General features: G+C 59.3%; 16 protein-coding genes. 2 read left to right on the top strand and 14 right to left on the bottom strand.

The genetic code is table 11. The features are described from left to right. Positions 1-3: 3 nt before the first annotated feature. Positions 4-201, bottom strand: a complete 198-nt coding sequence (locus AC4PS7_RS03100) for a hypothetical protein (RefSeq protein ID WP_010212420.1) — start codon at positions 199-201, stop codon at positions 4-6. A 108-nt stretch (positions 202-309) separates the two neighbouring features. After that, on the bottom strand, positions 310-876 hold the full coding sequence (gene dcd, locus AC4PS7_RS03095) for a dCTP deaminase (RefSeq protein WP_010212421.1): 567 nt from the start codon (positions 874-876) through the stop codon (positions 310-312). 388 nt (positions 877-1,264) lie between these two features. Here dcd and AC4PS7_RS03090 point away from each other — a divergent pair, with 388 nt between their 5' ends. Then, the gene (locus AC4PS7_RS03090; RefSeq protein WP_002554837.1) at positions 1,265-1,474 is read left to right on the top strand and encodes a cold-shock protein; all 210 of its coding nucleotides are present in this window, start codon (positions 1,265-1,267) and stop codon (positions 1,472-1,474) included. A 206-nt stretch (positions 1,475-1,680) separates the two neighbouring features. Here AC4PS7_RS03090 and rpoS read toward each other — a convergent pair whose 3' ends face one another. The 8 genes from rpoS to AC4PS7_RS03050 form a co-directional block, all read right to left on the bottom strand. Beyond that, positions 1,681-2,685 carry an RNA polymerase sigma factor RpoS gene (gene rpoS / locus AC4PS7_RS03085; RefSeq protein WP_010212423.1) on the bottom strand — a complete coding sequence of 335 codons (1,005 nt, stop codon included), beginning with the start codon at positions 2,683-2,685 and terminating at the stop codon, positions 1,681-1,683. A gap of 106 nt (positions 2,686-2,791) precedes the next feature. Next, positions 2,792-3,628, bottom strand: a complete 837-nt coding sequence (locus AC4PS7_RS03080; protein WP_021492420.1) for a peptidoglycan DD-metalloendopeptidase family protein — start codon at positions 3,626-3,628, stop codon at positions 2,792-2,794. Positions 3,629-3,837: 209 nt separating this feature from the next. Continuing rightward, complete coding sequence (locus AC4PS7_RS03075; protein ID WP_010212427.1) at positions 3,838-4,473, bottom strand: protein-L-isoaspartate(D-aspartate) O-methyltransferase; 636 nt, start codon at positions 4,471-4,473, stop codon at positions 3,838-3,840. 41 nt (positions 4,474-4,514) lie between these two features. Next, positions 4,515-5,264, bottom strand: coding sequence for a 5'/3'-nucleotidase SurE (surE, locus tag AC4PS7_RS03070; RefSeq protein ID WP_021492421.1), 750 nt, complete (start codon positions 5,262-5,264; stop codon positions 4,515-4,517). Continuing rightward, positions 5,252-6,310: a tRNA pseudouridine(13) synthase TruD gene (gene truD / locus AC4PS7_RS03065; protein WP_042570669.1), complete on the bottom strand. Its 1,059-nt coding sequence runs from the start codon at positions 6,308-6,310 to the stop codon at positions 5,252-5,254. The genes surE and truD overlap by 13 nt, the downstream gene beginning before the upstream one ends. Continuing rightward, positions 6,307-6,780, bottom strand: coding sequence for a 2-C-methyl-D-erythritol 2,4-cyclodiphosphate synthase (gene ispF, locus AC4PS7_RS03060; RefSeq protein ID WP_010212431.1), 474 nt, complete (start codon positions 6,778-6,780; stop codon positions 6,307-6,309). The genes truD and ispF overlap by 4 nt, the downstream gene beginning before the upstream one ends. 54 nt (positions 6,781-6,834) lie before the next feature. Then, complete coding sequence (gene fghA, locus AC4PS7_RS03055) at positions 6,835-7,680, bottom strand: S-formylglutathione hydrolase (protein ID WP_010212433.1); 846 nt, start codon at positions 7,678-7,680, stop codon at positions 6,835-6,837. An 8-nt stretch (positions 7,681-7,688) separates the two neighbouring features. After that, positions 7,689-8,801: an S-(hydroxymethyl)glutathione dehydrogenase/class III alcohol dehydrogenase gene (locus AC4PS7_RS03050; protein WP_010212435.1), complete on the bottom strand. Its 1,113-nt coding sequence runs from the start codon at positions 8,799-8,801 to the stop codon at positions 7,689-7,691. Between the two features lie 109 nt (positions 8,802-8,910). Here AC4PS7_RS03050 and AC4PS7_RS03045 point away from each other — a divergent pair, with 109 nt between their 5' ends. Beyond that, positions 8,911-9,807: a LysR substrate-binding domain-containing protein gene (locus tag AC4PS7_RS03045; protein ID WP_010212436.1), complete on the top strand. Its 897-nt coding sequence runs from the start codon at positions 8,911-8,913 to the stop codon at positions 9,805-9,807. Positions 9,808-9,936: 129 nt separating this feature from the next. On the opposite strand, the gene ispD is transcribed toward AC4PS7_RS03045, so the two are convergent. The 4 genes from ispD to kdsA form a co-directional block, all read right to left on the bottom strand. Further along, positions 9,937-10,644, bottom strand: coding sequence for a 2-C-methyl-D-erythritol 4-phosphate cytidylyltransferase (ispD, locus tag AC4PS7_RS03040; protein WP_010212439.1), 708 nt, complete (start codon positions 10,642-10,644; stop codon positions 9,937-9,939). Next, positions 10,641-10,919: a cell division protein FtsB gene (gene ftsB / locus AC4PS7_RS03035; RefSeq protein ID WP_003231201.1), complete on the bottom strand. Its 279-nt coding sequence runs from the start codon at positions 10,917-10,919 to the stop codon at positions 10,641-10,643. The genes ispD and ftsB overlap by 4 nt, the downstream gene beginning before the upstream one ends. 184 nt (positions 10,920-11,103) lie before the next feature. Beyond that, positions 11,104-12,393, bottom strand: a complete 1,290-nt coding sequence (gene eno / locus AC4PS7_RS03030; protein WP_003189193.1) for a phosphopyruvate hydratase — start codon at positions 12,391-12,393, stop codon at positions 11,104-11,106. 157 nt (positions 12,394-12,550) lie between these two features. Beyond that, on the bottom strand, positions 12,551-13,396 hold the full coding sequence (gene kdsA / locus AC4PS7_RS03025) for a 3-deoxy-8-phosphooctulonate synthase (RefSeq protein ID WP_010212442.1): 846 nt from the start codon (positions 13,394-13,396) through the stop codon (positions 12,551-12,553).

The following is a 13,396-nucleotide window of genomic DNA, read 5'->3' as shown; positions in this document are numbered from 1 at the left end:
GGATCACGCAACCGGTGCGGGTGGTGGCTCGTCCGGCAATGTCGGCTCACCAGGTTCGGTAGGTTGTGGGTAATCCGGCTCGGGTTGGCCGGGGATGCCGCCCGCATAAGCAGGATCGGCCATCAGGGACCAGGCCAGAACGCCAATCTGATTGGGTTCAAGCCGGGCAAGTTCTGCGCTGATTCGCGGGTCGATCTTCATAAGGTACTCCTCAAGCGTGGCTCGGCGCGTTTTACACGTGCCGAGGCAGTACACCTAGATAGAGTCACTTTATGCAGACTAATTCCCTTTGCGCGTAGGAGCTTTCGATCAAGCGCGTGGGAGGGTGACGCCGCGCTGGCCCTGATACTTGCCTGCACGGTCTTTGTAGGACACTTCACAGGCTTCATCGGACTGCAGGAACAGCATCTGTGCCACGCCTTCGTTGGCGTAGATTTTCGCCGGCAGCGTGGTGGTGTTGGAGAATTCCAGGGTCACGTGGCCCTCCCACTCGGGTTCAAGCGGAGTCACGTTGACGATGATGCCGCAACGCGCATAAGTGCTTTTACCCAGGCAGATGGTCAGCACGTCGCGGGGAATACGGAAGAATTCCACGGTGCGCGCCAGGGCGAAGGAGTTCGGCGGAATGATGCACACGTCGCTCTTGACGTCGACGAAGCTCTTTTCGTCGAAGTTCTTTGGATCGACAATCGCTGAATTGATGTTGGTGAACACCTTGAACTCATCGGCGCAGCGCACATCGTAGCCGTAGCTGGAAACGCCGTAGGAAATCACCGGTGCATCGCCTTGGCCACGGATCTGGCGCTCGACGAACGGTTCGATCATGCCGTGTTCCTGCGCCATGCGGCGAATCCACTTGTCCGATTTGATGCTCATGGCGTGTGTCCTGAATAGCGAGGTGGAAAAATTCTGTGGGGCATCTTACCGGGGCCGGCGTTGGGGTTCAAAGGCCGCGGGCCTTTTCTTGACGAATGCGCCGCCTGCCATAAGCCGCAGCTAGCGGGGCCGGGATATGTATGGGCATGCCAGTGAGCAGAAATACCACCGCCAGTCACGAATTTGGAGAAACCTTCGGAAATATCATTGGCACGTCCCGGAAAAAGGGTTAAGGTGGCGCCACTGTGCTGCTTGTGTCACTGAGAATCTCTACACGATATGTTGAATTTCGATCCAACCATCTCCAAGAATTTTTCCTGCTCTTTGCACTCAGTCTCGGCCAGGGCTTTTCCTGAGTCGCAGTTAACTTTGTCCAAGGAGATACACCATGTCTAATCGCCAAACTGGTACCGTTAAGTGGTTCAACGATGAAAAAGGCTTCGGCTTCATCACTCCACAATCCGGTGACGACCTGTTCGTTCACTTCAAAGCTATCCAATCCGACGGCTTCAAAAGCCTGAAAGAAGGCCAACAGGTTTCTTTCATCGCTACCCGCGGTCAGAAAGGCATGCAAGCTGAAGAAGTTCAAGTTATCTAACTTGTACTGACTTAGTCGAAAAGACCCCGCCCTTAAAAGCGGGGTTTTTTTATGCCTGTCATTCGGTGCTGCTTGCGATGTAATGGCCGAGCACAAAAAAATGTGGGAGCGGGCTTGCTCGCGAATGCGGTGCGTCAGTCACAGATGTACTGACTGATCCATCGCCTTCGCGAGCAAGCCCGCTCCCACATTGCGTCCTGCGTCGTCTATTGAAACAACGACTCACTCGACAAGCCATTCTTCTCGAGGATCTCACGCAGACGCTTGAGCCCCTCCACCTGGATCTGCCGCACCCGCTCACGGGTCAGGCCGATCTCCAGGCCTACGTCTTCCAGGGTGCTGCTCTCATGGCCGCGCAGGCCGAAGCGGCGAATCACCACCTCACGCTGCTTGTCCGTGAGTTCCGACAGCCACTGGTCAATGCTTTGGGAAAGATCATCGTCCTGCAACAGCTCGCAAGGATCGGTAGGACGATCATCCGTCAGGGTGTCCAGCAGGGTTTTATCCGAATCCGGACCCAGCGAGACATCGACCGAAGACACCCGCTCATTGAGACCCAGCATGCGCTTGACCTCCCCTACCGGTTTTTCCAGCAGGTTGGCGATTTCTTCGGGCGAAGGTTCATGATCGAGTTTTTGGGTAAGCTCACGTGCCGCCCGCAGGTAGACGTTGAGCTCCTTGACCACATGGATCGGCAACCGGATCGTGCGGGTCTGATTCATGATCGCCCGTTCGATGGTCTGGCGAATCCACCAGGTGGCATAGGTTGAAAAGCGGAAGCCCCGCTCGGGGTCGAACTTCTCCACTGCCCGGATCAAGCCCAGGTTGCCTTCCTCGATCAAGTCCAACAGGGACAGCCCACGATTGACATAGCGTCGGGCGATTTTCACCACCAGGCGCAGGTTGCTTTCAATCATGCGCTTGCGCCCAGCCGGATCGCCCTTTTGCGACAAGCGCGCAAAATGGACTTCTTCTTCGGGGGTAAGCAGAGGGGAAAAACCGATTTCATTGAGGTACAGCTGGGTCGCATCGAGCGCCCGCGTGTAGTCAATGTACTTGTGTTGCTTTAATGCGGTGGAGTTCTTGGATTTGGTGCGAACTGAAGGTACAGCTGGTCCCTCATTCGACATCGATTCCGTATCGATACCGGCCTCCATAAGGAGAACCTCATCGTCGATGTCAAACTCCGGCGCTTCTTTACTGAGAGCCATTGTTATAGTCCTTTGGTGAGTTCGACCTCAAGCTCAAGCGGCGCCTTTATCCTTGGCAACGCTGGAGCCTGTTCCTTCTACGTGAGGGAACAGGCTGTGCAACACATCAACGACGGGGTAGGAATTGCAGAGGATCTACAGGCTTCCCTTGGCGGCGAATCTCAAAGTGCAGTTTCACCCGGTCTGTACCAGTTGACCCCATTTCAGCAATTGTCTGTCCGACCTTGACCTGCTGCCCCTCCCGAACCAACAGCCTACGGTTGTGGCCGTAAGCACTGACGTAGGTATCACTGTGTTTGATGATGACCAGCTCGCCGTAGCCCCGTAAACCACTCCCGGCGTACACCACTGTCCCATCAGACGCAGCTAAAACAGGCTGTCCCAAATCCCCGGCGATATCAATGCCTTTATTCAAACTACCGTTTGAAGAGAATTTTCCAATCAACACGCCGTTCGAGGGCCATCCCCAACCGGTCGGCGCAGGCCCGGCAGGCGGCAACGGCGCGGGTGCCGGCTTGGCCGCAGACGCCGGTTTGGCGGTACCTGCAGGCCTAGTGATAATGGTGGTTTTGCTCGAAGACGACGGCGAAGATCCGGTGTTTGTCACAACTGTCGTAGGGGTCGAACCGGTGCGGCCGTCGAAACGAATCGTCTGACCCGGATGTATCGTGTAGGGCACGGGAATATTGTTACGAGCTGCAAGCGCCTTGTAATCCCAGCCATAACGGAAGGCGATCGAGAACATCGTATCGCCCTTGCGCACCACGTATTGCCCGGTGGTCACCGTCGGCTTTTGCGGTACCGCATTGTTACGGTCAACCACCCGTGCGCCGCTGCTTGGCGAGCTGGAGCACCCGACCAACACGGAACTGAAGACGAGGCCAAGCACCAGTCGATGAAAGCTTGTTTTACTCATACGCTGCGCAAGACCTGTGAGACTCACCCGCCGCTCCCTTTGTGGTGGCTGAATATGAACGCCTGTATCAGGCTTGAAATATGACGCAAGTATAACTGGGCATTGGCTTTTTACCGGCATACGACTGAAACGAAACATTCATCGTGTTTAATGCCGGCGCCCGATCATGTTGACTCGATAGACCCCGCCGTAAGACACATCCACGCCAACAGAATTCACTGCCTGCGAACAAATGATCAGGCCAGCGGGCCATTGAGCAGCGGCACGAAGCGCACGGCGCCCAGTACGTGCCGGGAAAAGCCTTCTTCCTCACGGATAATGAGCATCAATTGTTGCACTTCACCGGAGCCCACCGGGATGACCAGACGCCCACCCGGAGCGAGTTGATCGAGCAACGCCTGGGGCACATCGGTGGCCACGGCGGTCACGATGATGCCGTTGTACGGCGCCAGCGCCGGCCAGCCTTCCCAGCCATCACCCCAGCGGAACACCACGTTGCGCAGGTTCAACTCCACCAGACGCTCCTTGGCACGGTCTTGCAGCACCTTGATGCGCTCGACCGAGAACACCCGCTCCACCAGTTGTGCCAGCACGGCGGTCTGATAGCCGGAGCCGGTGCCGATTTCCAGCACCTTGTCCAATGGACCCGCCGCCAGCAATAGCTCGCTCATGCGCGCCACCATGTAAGGCTGGGAGATGGTCTGGTTGTGGCCGATGGGCAGCGCCGTGTCTTCGTAGGCACGATGAGCCAGGGCTTCATCGACAAACAGGTGCCGAGGCGTGCGCCGGATCACTTCCAGCACCTGGGCGTTGGACAAGCCCTCTTCGTAAAGGCGCTGGATCAAGCGTTCGCGGGTACGCTGGGAGGTCATCCCGATACCCCGACGCAGCAAGTCGTCTTGTTCACGGCCCATCAGCGCAGCCCCTCCAGCCAGCCATCGAGACCACTGAAGGCATCGCTGAAGGTGCGATCGAACTGCAACGGAGTAATCGACACATAGCCTTGCATCACTGCATGAAAGTCCGTGCCTTCCCCGCCATCTTCGGCATCTCCCGCTGCAGCAATCCAATAACCTTCCTTGCCACGCGGGTCGACCACCTTCAACGGCGCCGCCGCACGGGCACGATGGCCCAGGCGTGTCAGCTGGATGCCGCGGATATGGTCGAGGGGCAAGTTGGGGATATTGACGTTGAGCACGGTGCGCGGAGGCAGGTTCAAGGAGCCATGGGCTTGCACCAGCTTGCGCGCAAAATACGCAGCAGTCGGCAAGTTATCCAGTTGGCGCGAAGCAAACGAAAAGGCGAACGCCGTACGCCCCAGGAAACGGCCTTCGAGAGCCGCCGCCACGGTGCCGGAATACAGCACGTCATCGCCCAGGTTGGCACCGAGGTTGATACCCGACACCACCAGGTCCGGCTCCTGATCCAGCAGGCTGTTGATCGCCAGGTGGACGCAGTCGGTGGGGGTGCCGTTCACGCTGATAAAGCCATTGGCCAGGACGTGCGGGTGCAACGGACGGTCGAGCGTCAGCGAACTGCTGGCGCCGCTCTTGTCCTGGTCGGGGGCAACCACCACGCACTCGGCGTAATCTTCCAGCGCAGCATAGAGCGCGGCAAGACCGGGTGCGGTGGCACCGTCATCGTTTGATATCAGAATACGCATGGGTTGTCCGTCTGCCCCACCGGCACCAGATCCACAAGCTCGCGCACCAAGACAGTGGCGAAGCATCCGGCCGGCAGGACGAATTCCAATTGCAGAATGTCCAGCGAGGGATAATGCCACGTCAAACCGCCAATGGGCAGTCGCAGAATGCGACGTTCCTGGCTCATACCGGCATTCACCAGCCAATCGCGCAGGTCGGCTTCACCGGCGGCAACGGCCTGTTCAAGCTCAAAGGTTGCACCACTGGCCGGCGAATCGCCCTCACCCCACTGTGGCCCGGTCGGGTGCAGGTCCAGGATCGCCAGGCGTGGGTCGCTGCATTCGGCCTCCCCCGCCGGGAAAAAACTGCGGCTGTCGGTAAAGGCGAGCAAATCGCCGACCTGGGCACGCTGCCAAGATCCATCGGCCACACGCGCCGCCAACACTTTGTTGAACAGGAAGCTGCGCGCCGTGGAGAGCAACCGCGAACGCACGTTGCGCTGCTCTGGCAACGCCTTGCGCGCGGCCCACTCACGGGCGTCCACCACGTTGCCGCCGTTGTGGCCAAAACGCTGGGCGCCGAAATAGTTGGGAATGCCGTGCTGTGCAATCAGTTGCAACCGCGCGTCGATGGCTGCGGTATCACCGGCCAACTGGGTCAGGCGCAAGGTGAAACCATTGGCTGAGTGTGCACCGCGCTGCAGCTTGCGCTTGTGGCGGGCGGTCTTGAGGATCTTGAGCGTGTCATTCTCCGCCGCGCTCATGTCCGGATCGGCCTTGCCGGGCAGCTGCACGCTGAACCATTGGCGGGTCAACGCCTGGCGGTCCTTGAGCCCGGCATAGCTGACGGTGCGCAACGGCACGCCAGCCGCCTTGGCAATCCGCCGCGCAGCTTCCTCGGTGTTGAGCCCGCGCTTCTCCACCCACAACCACAGGTGTTCACCCTCGCCGGTCAGCGGGATATCCAGCACCTCGTCGACCTGGAAGTCTTCGGCCGTTGCCTTCAGCACCGCACGGCCCAAGGCCTCGCCATAGGCCCGTGGACCCAATAGTTGCAAGTCATTCATGCGCGCAGCAACAAGGCGACAGAGTGCACGGCAATGCCCTCTTCACGACCGGTGAAGCCGAGCTTTTCGGTAGTGGTGGCTTTCACGTTCACTTGGTCCAGTTCAATGTGCAGGTCGGCGGCAATCAGCGCGCGCATCGACTCGATATGGGGGGCCATCTTCGGCGCCTGGGCCACGATGGTGTTGTCGACGTTGCCGACCTTCCAGCCTTTGGCGTGGATCAGGCCGACCACATGACGCAGCAGTACGCGGCTATCCGCGCCCTTGAAGGTCGGGTCGGTGTCCGGAAAGTGCTTGCCGATATCGCCCAACGCCGCGGCACCGAGCAAGGCATCGCTCAAGGCGTGCAACACAACGTCGCCGTCGGAATGAGCCAGCAAACCCTGGTGATGTGCAATGCGCACACCGCCCAGGGTGATGAAATCGCCTTCAGCGAAACGGTGCACATCGTAGCCGTGGCCAATACGCATAAAAAAACGCCCCGATTTAATTCAGGGCGTGATTCTACCTACTTTTGCCTCACATTAACCGAGCAAAGCGCGGCCATGGTGTCGCAAATGGTCTTCGATGAAGCTGGCGATAAAGAAGTAGCTGTGGTCATAGCCAGGTTGCAGGCGCAGCTCCAGCGGATGGTTGGCCGCCTTGGCCGCTTGCTGCAGGGCTTCAGGCTTGAGTTGCACGGCGAGAAAATCGTCGCGATCGCCCTGGTCCACCAGCAGCGGCAGCTTTTCCGAGGCTTCGCTGATCAGCACGCAGGCGTCCCACTCACGCCACTTCGAACGCTCTTCGCCCAAATAACGCGAGAAGGCTTTCTGACCCCACGGGCAATCCATCGGGTTGTTGATCGGCGAAAAGGCCGACACCGACAGGTAACGTCCTGGGTTGCGCAATGCGCACACCAGCGCCCCGTGGCCGCCCATGGAGTGGCCGCTGATGCCGCGTTTGTCCGAAGCCGGAAAATGCGCTTCAACCAATGCAGGCAATTCCTGCACCACGTAGTCATGCATCCGATAGTGCTTGGCCCACGGCTCCTGCGTGGCATTCAGATAGAAGCCGGCACCGAGGCCGAAATCCCAAGCATTATCCGGATCGCCCGGCACACCCGGCCCACGCGGGCTGGTGTCCGGCGCAACGATGATCAACCCCAGTTCGGCAGCCATGCGCTGGGCGCCGGCCTTCTGCATGAAGTTCTCATCGGTGCAGGTGAGACCGGACAGCCAGTACAGCACCGGCAACTTGCTGCCCTGCTCCGCTTGCGGCGGCAGGTAGACGGCGAACGTCATGTCGCAACCGAGCACATCGGAATGATGCTTGTAGCGTTTGTGCCAGCCGCCGAAGCTTTTCTGGCACGACAGGTTTTCCAGACTCATGGCCGACCTCAGAAGTGGATGACGGTACGAATGCTCTTGCCTTCATGCATCAGGTCAAACGCTTTGTTGATGTCTTCCAGGCCCATGGTGTGGGTGATGAAGGTGTCCAGCGGGATCTCGCCGGTCTGGGCCATTTCCACGTAGCTCGGCAGTTCGCTGCGGCCGCGCACGCCGCCGAATGCCGAACCGCGCCAGACGCGACCGGTCACCAGCTGGAAGGGACGGGTGGCGATTTCCTGGCCTGCACCGGCCACGCCAATGATCACCGACTCGCCCCAGCCTTTATGGCAGCACTCAAGGGCGGCGCGCATCAGTTGCACGTTGCCGATGCATTCGAAGGAGAAGTCCACGCCGCCGTCGGTGAGGTCGACGATCACGTCCTGGATTGGGCGATCGTAGTCTTTCGGGTTGATGCAGTCGGTGGCGCCCAGTTGCTTGGCGATTTCGAACTTGGCTGGGTTGATGTCGATAGCAATGATGCGGCCAGCCTTGGCCTTGACCGCGCCGATCACCGCCGACAGGCCGATGCCGCCAAGGCCGAAGATCGCCACGGTGTCGCCCGGCTTGACCTTGGCGGTGTTGATCACCGCGCCGATACCGGTGGTGACGCCGCAGCCGAGCAGGCAGACTTTTTCCAGCGGCGCTTCTTTAGGAATCTTGGCCACGGAAATTTCCGGCAGCACGGTGTACTCGGAGAAGGTCGAGGTGCCCATGTAGTGGAAAATTGGCTGGCCTTTGTAGGAAAAACGCGTGGTGCCGTCCGGCATCAGGCCTTTGCCCTGCGTGGAGCGAATGGCCTGGCACAGGTTGGTCTTGCCCGACAGGCAGAATTTGCACTTGCCACATTCCGGGGTGTACAGCGGGATCACGTGATCGCCCACGGCCACCGACGTTACGCCCTCGCCAATCGCTTCAACCACCGCACCGCCTTCATGGCCGAGGATCGATGGGAAGATGCCTTCCGGGTCGGCGCCCGACAGGGTATACGCGTCGGTATGGCACACGCCGGATGCGACCACGCGCAACAGCACTTCACCCGCCTTGGGCATGGCGACATCCACTTCGACGATCTCAAGGGGCTTTTTGGCTTCGAAAGCTACGGCGGCGCGGGACTTGATCATCCGGGTTTCTCCAGGGAGTTGAAAACTGAGAAGGTGAGTGTAAAACATGGCTGACTGATGAATAATCCAGACAAAAGCAAAACTTTATTGCTGTACAGGGACAATCGACGTGCTTGAGAACCGCTGGGAAGGTATCGATGAGTTTGTCGCCGTGGCCGAATGCAGCCAATTCACGGCCGCGGCAGAGCGACTGGGAGTGTCGTCGTCTCACATCAGCCGGCAGGTGGCGCGCCTGGAAGAACGCCTGCAAACACGTTTGCTGTACCGCAGTACGCGCAAGGTGACCCTGACTGAAGCGGGCCAGACCTTCCTGCAACATTGCCAGCGCCTGCAGGACGGTCGCGAGGAAGCCTTGCGCGCGGTCGGCGACCTCACCAGCGAACCCAAGGGCATGTTGCGCATGACCTGCGCCGTGGCTTACGGCGAGCGCTTTATCGTGCCGCTGGTCACGCGGTTCATGGGGCTCTATCCGCAGTTGCGGGTGGATATCGAGCTGAGCAACCGCCAGCTGGACCTGGTACACGAGGGCCTCGACCTGGCGATCCGCCTGGGGCGTCTACAGGATTCGCGCATGGTTGCCAGCCGCCTCGCACCTCGGCGCATGTACTTGTGTGCATCACCGTCCTACCTCGCTCGGTACGGTCGGCCGCATAGCTTGTCGGAATTGAGCCGGCATAACTGCCTGATCGGCAGCTCGGATATCTGGCAACTGGCCCAGGACGGGCGGGAATTTTCCCAGCGCGTGCAGGGAAACTGGCGCTGCAACAGCGGGCAGGCTGTGTTGGATGCGGCGTTGCAGGGCGTGGGGTTGTGTCAGCTGCCGGACTATTACGTGCTGGAACATCTGCACAGTGGCGCGTTGGTGTCGTTGCTGGAGGCGCATCAGCCGCCGAATACGGCGGTATGGGCGTTGTATCCGCAGCAGCGGCATTTGTCGCCGAAAGTTCGCAAGCTGGTGGATTTTTTGAAGGTAGGGTTGGCTGAAAAGCCGGAGTACAGCGGTTGATTACTCAGTGTTTGCACTGGCCTCTTCGCGAGCAAGCCCGCTCCCACACTTGGCCGCGTTTCCCCAGTGGTAACACGGTCAGAGGTGGGAGCGGGCTTGCTCGCGAAGGGGTCGACTCGATATCACTGCCTACCGCCGGTTCGCCCACCGCAACCGTAACCACTCCAAATCCTCCGGCCGGGTCACCTTGATATTGTCCGAGCGCCCTTCAATCAGGCGCGGGGCCTGGCCGGACCATTCCATGGCAGAGGCTTCATCGGTAATCACGGCATCGGCCACCAGGCTGTCAGCCAAAGCACGATGCAAAGCACCCAGGCGGAACATCTGCGGTGTATAAGCCTGCCAGATCAGGCTGCGATCGACGGTCTCGACCACACGACCGTGCTTGTCGACGCGCTTGAGCGTGTCGCGGGCCGGCACGGCCAGCAAGCCGCCCACCGGGTCATCCGCCAGATCAAACAGAAGTTTGTCGAGGTCTTCACGACTCAAATTGGGGCGCGCAGCATCGTGCACCAACACCCAATCGTCATCGCTGGCACCTAGGGCATTGAGCTGCAGCAACGCATTGAGCACAGACCCCGAACGCTCGTCGCCTCCGTCCGCACGCACAATGCGTGGGTCGTTGGCGCAAGGCAGGTTTGGCCAATAAGGATCATCTACAGCAAGACTGACCACCAACCCTTTAAGGTCTGGATGATCAAGAAAGCAGCCAAGGCTGTGTTCGAGAATAGTGCGCCCGCCCAACTGCAAATATTGCTTGGGACGGTCCGCGGCCATACGGGCACCGACGCCCGCGGCAGGAATCACGGCCCAGAAGGCCGGCAAACTGCGATTCATTGGGCCAACTGGTAGAGGGTTTCGCCCTCCTTGACCATGCCCAGTTCATGACGGGCCCGCTCTTCAACGGTCTCCGTACCTTTTTTCAGCTCAAGCACTTCGGCATCGAGGACGCGGTTGCGCTCCAGCAAGATCTCGTTTTCGGCGTGCTGTGCAGCAATTTGCTCGGTCAGGTCTTTTACCTGCGCAAAGCTGCCATTACCCACCCATAGGCGGTACTGCAGGCCAGCCAGCAACAAGAGCAAGACGAGGAACAACCAATTGGGACTGCGCATCGAATATCGGGTATCCAGTGAAAAAAGACAGCCATGCAAAACTTTTGAAACAACTGATAGCACGAAGCCTGGAAGAACCAGGCTTGTGCTTGATAGCCATCAGATTAGCGTCGAAATACACACTGTCGTGAGTTTTCCGACGCAATCCGCCGACTTTTTAGCATGTTTTACCATCAAGTAGCGATCAGCCGCGAAACTCGCCGCGACCGTTGTACTTGGCCTTGCCTGCCAGTTGCTCTTCGATACGCAGCAATTGGTTGTACTTGGAAACACGGTCGGAACGGCACAGGGAACCGGTCTTGATCTGGCCCGCCGAGGTGCCCACGGCCAGGTCGGCAATGGTCGAATCTTCGGTTTCGCCGGAGCGGTGGGAGATCACGGCGGTGTAGCCCGCAGCCTTGGCCATCTGGATCGCTTCCAGGGTTTCGGTCAGGGTGCCGATCTGGTTGAACTTGATCAGGATCGAGTTGGCGATCTTTTTATCGATGCCTTCTTTCAGGATCTTGGTGTTGGTCACGAACAGGTCGTCGCCCACCAGTTGGATTTTCTCGCCGATCTTGTCGGTGAGGATTTTCCAGCCGTCCCAGTCGGACTCGTCCAGGCCGTCCTCGATCGAGATGATCGGGTAGCGCTGGGTCAGGCCCTTCAGGTATTCCGCAAAACCTTCGGAGTTGAACACTTGGCCTTCGCCGGACAGGTTGTATTTACCGTCCTCGTAGAATTCGCTGGCCGCGCAGTCCAGGGCCAGGGTCACGTCGGTGCCCAGCTTGTAGCCAGCGTTGGCCACGGCTTCGGAGATCACTTTCAGTGCATCTTCGTTGGACGCCAGGTTCGGTGCGAAACCACCTTCGTCACCCACGGCAGTGCTCAGGCCACGGGCCTTCAGTACGGCTTTGAGGTGATGGAAAATCTCGGTGCCCATGCGCAGGCCTTCGGAGAAGGACTTGGCACCCACCGGCTGCACCATGAATTCCTGGATGTCGACGTTGTTATCGGCGTGCTCGCCACCGTTGATGATGTTCATCATCGGCACCGGCATCGAGTACACACCCGGAGTACCGTTCAGGTTGGCAATGTGCGCGTACAGCGGCAGGTCCTGGTCCTGGGCAGCGGCCTTGGCAGCGGCCAGGGACACAGCGAGGATAGCGTTGGCGCCCAGGCTGCCTTTGTTTTCGGTGCCGTCGAGCTTGATCATCGCGTGGTCCAGGGCTTTCTGGTCCAGCGGGTCCTTGCCCAGCAGCAGGTCACGGATCGGGCCATTGATGTTGGCTACCGCCTTGAGTACACCCTTGCCCAGGTAACGGCTCTTGTCGCCATCACGCAGTTCCAGCGCTTCGCGCGAACCGGTAGAAGCACCGGACGGCGCGCAGGCGCTGCCGATGATGCCGTTATCGAGAAGCACGTCGGCTTCGACGGTGGGGTTGCCACGGGAGTCGAGAACTTCACGACCTTTGATGTCGACGATTTTTGCCATTGTTGTAAACACTCCAAAGTTGACGAAAACGACGCAGCTGAAGGGAATCTTTTGACCGACCGCAAGGGTGGAACAACGGGGCAGGCTTGCAGGCGACAAGGCTCAGGCCCGCAGGCCTGAGCGTAAAGCGTGGGAAAGTCTACCGGAGAAACGACGCTTACGCGGTCTCTACCGTCGGAAAACTCTTGACCAGTTCGTCCAACTGCTTGAGCTGGGCCAGGAATGGCTCCAGCTTGTCCAGGCGCAGGGCGCATGGGCCGTCGCATTTGGCGTTGTCCGGATCCGGGTGGGCTTCCAGGAACAGGCCTGCCAGAGACTGGCTGATGCCCGCCTTGGCTAGGTCCAGTACCTGGGCACGACGCCCGCCAGCGGAGTCGGCGCGACCACCGGGCATTTGCAATGCATGGGTCACGTCGAAGAACACCGGGTATTCGAACTGTTTCATGATGCCGAAACCGAGCATGTCCACCACGAGGTTGTTGTAGCCGAAGCTCGAACCCCGCTCGCAGAGGATCAACTGGTCGTTACCCGCTTCCACGCACTTGTTCAGGATGTGTTTCATCTCCTGGGGCGCGAGGAACTGGGCTTTCTTGATATTGATCACAGCGCCGGTCTTGGCCATCGCAACGACCAGGTCGGTCTGGCGCGACAGGAAGGCCGGCAACTGGATGATGTCGCACACCTCGGCGACCACGGCAGCCTGTTCAGGCTCGTGGACGTCGGTGATGATTGGCACGCCGAAGGCTTGCTTGATGTCCTGGAAGATCCGCATGCCTTCTTCAAGGCCCGGGCCGCGATAGGAGGTCACGGACGAACGGTTGGCCTTGTCGAAGCTGGCCTTGAATACGTAAGGGATACCGAGTTTCTCGGTGACCTTTACGTACTCTTCACAGACCTGCATCGCCATGTCGCGGCTTTCCAGCACGTTCATGCCGCCAAACAGCACCATGGGCTTGTCGTTGGCAATCTCGATGTCGCCTACGCGAATGATCTTCTGGGCCAT

The organism is Pseudomonas sp. DW-iso3 (assembly GCF_058725305.1).
This window is presented reverse-complemented; position numbering and strand designations above follow the sequence as displayed.

Coding starts and splice junctions, on each gene's coding strand:
- truD (WP_042570669.1), bottom strand. CDS start 6,310: ATGAATGACTTGCAACTATTGGGTCCACGGGCCTATGGCGAGGCCTTG.
- fghA (WP_010212433.1), bottom strand. CDS start 7,680: ATGAGTCTGGAAAACCTGTCGTGCCAGAAAAGCTTCGGCGGCTGGCAC.
- ftsB (WP_003231201.1), bottom strand. CDS start 10,919: ATGCGCAGTCCCAATTGGTTGTTCCTCGTCTTGCTCTTGTTGCTGGCT.
- AC4PS7_RS03100 (WP_010212420.1), bottom strand. CDS start 201: ATGAAGATCGACCCGCGAATCAGCGCAGAACTTGCCCGGCTTGAACCC.
- dcd (WP_010212421.1), bottom strand. CDS start 876: ATGAGCATCAAATCGGACAAGTGGATTCGCCGCATGGCGCAGGAACAC.
- AC4PS7_RS03090 (WP_002554837.1), top strand. CDS start 1,265: ATGTCTAATCGCCAAACTGGTACCGTTAAGTGGTTCAACGATGAAAAA.
- ispF (WP_010212431.1), bottom strand. CDS start 6,780: ATGCGTATTGGCCACGGCTACGATGTGCACCGTTTCGCTGAAGGCGAT.
- ispD (WP_010212439.1), bottom strand. CDS start 10,644: ATGAATCGCAGTTTGCCGGCCTTCTGGGCCGTGATTCCTGCCGCGGGC.
- AC4PS7_RS03050 (WP_010212435.1), bottom strand. CDS start 8,801: ATGATCAAGTCCCGCGCCGCCGTAGCTTTCGAAGCCAAAAAGCCCCTT.
- AC4PS7_RS03075 (WP_010212427.1), bottom strand. CDS start 4,473: ATGACCTCCCAGCGTACCCGCGAACGCTTGATCCAGCGCCTTTACGAA.
- surE (WP_021492421.1), bottom strand. CDS start 5,264: ATGCGTATTCTGATATCAAACGATGACGGTGCCACCGCACCCGGTCTT.
- eno (WP_003189193.1), bottom strand. CDS start 12,393: ATGGCAAAAATCGTCGACATCAAAGGTCGTGAAGTTCTCGACTCCCGT.
- rpoS (WP_010212423.1), bottom strand. CDS start 2,685: ATGGCTCTCAGTAAAGAAGCGCCGGAGTTTGACATCGACGATGAGGTT.
- kdsA (WP_010212442.1), bottom strand. CDS start 13,396: ATGGCCCAGAAGATCATTCGCGTAGGCGACATCGAGATTGCCAACGAC.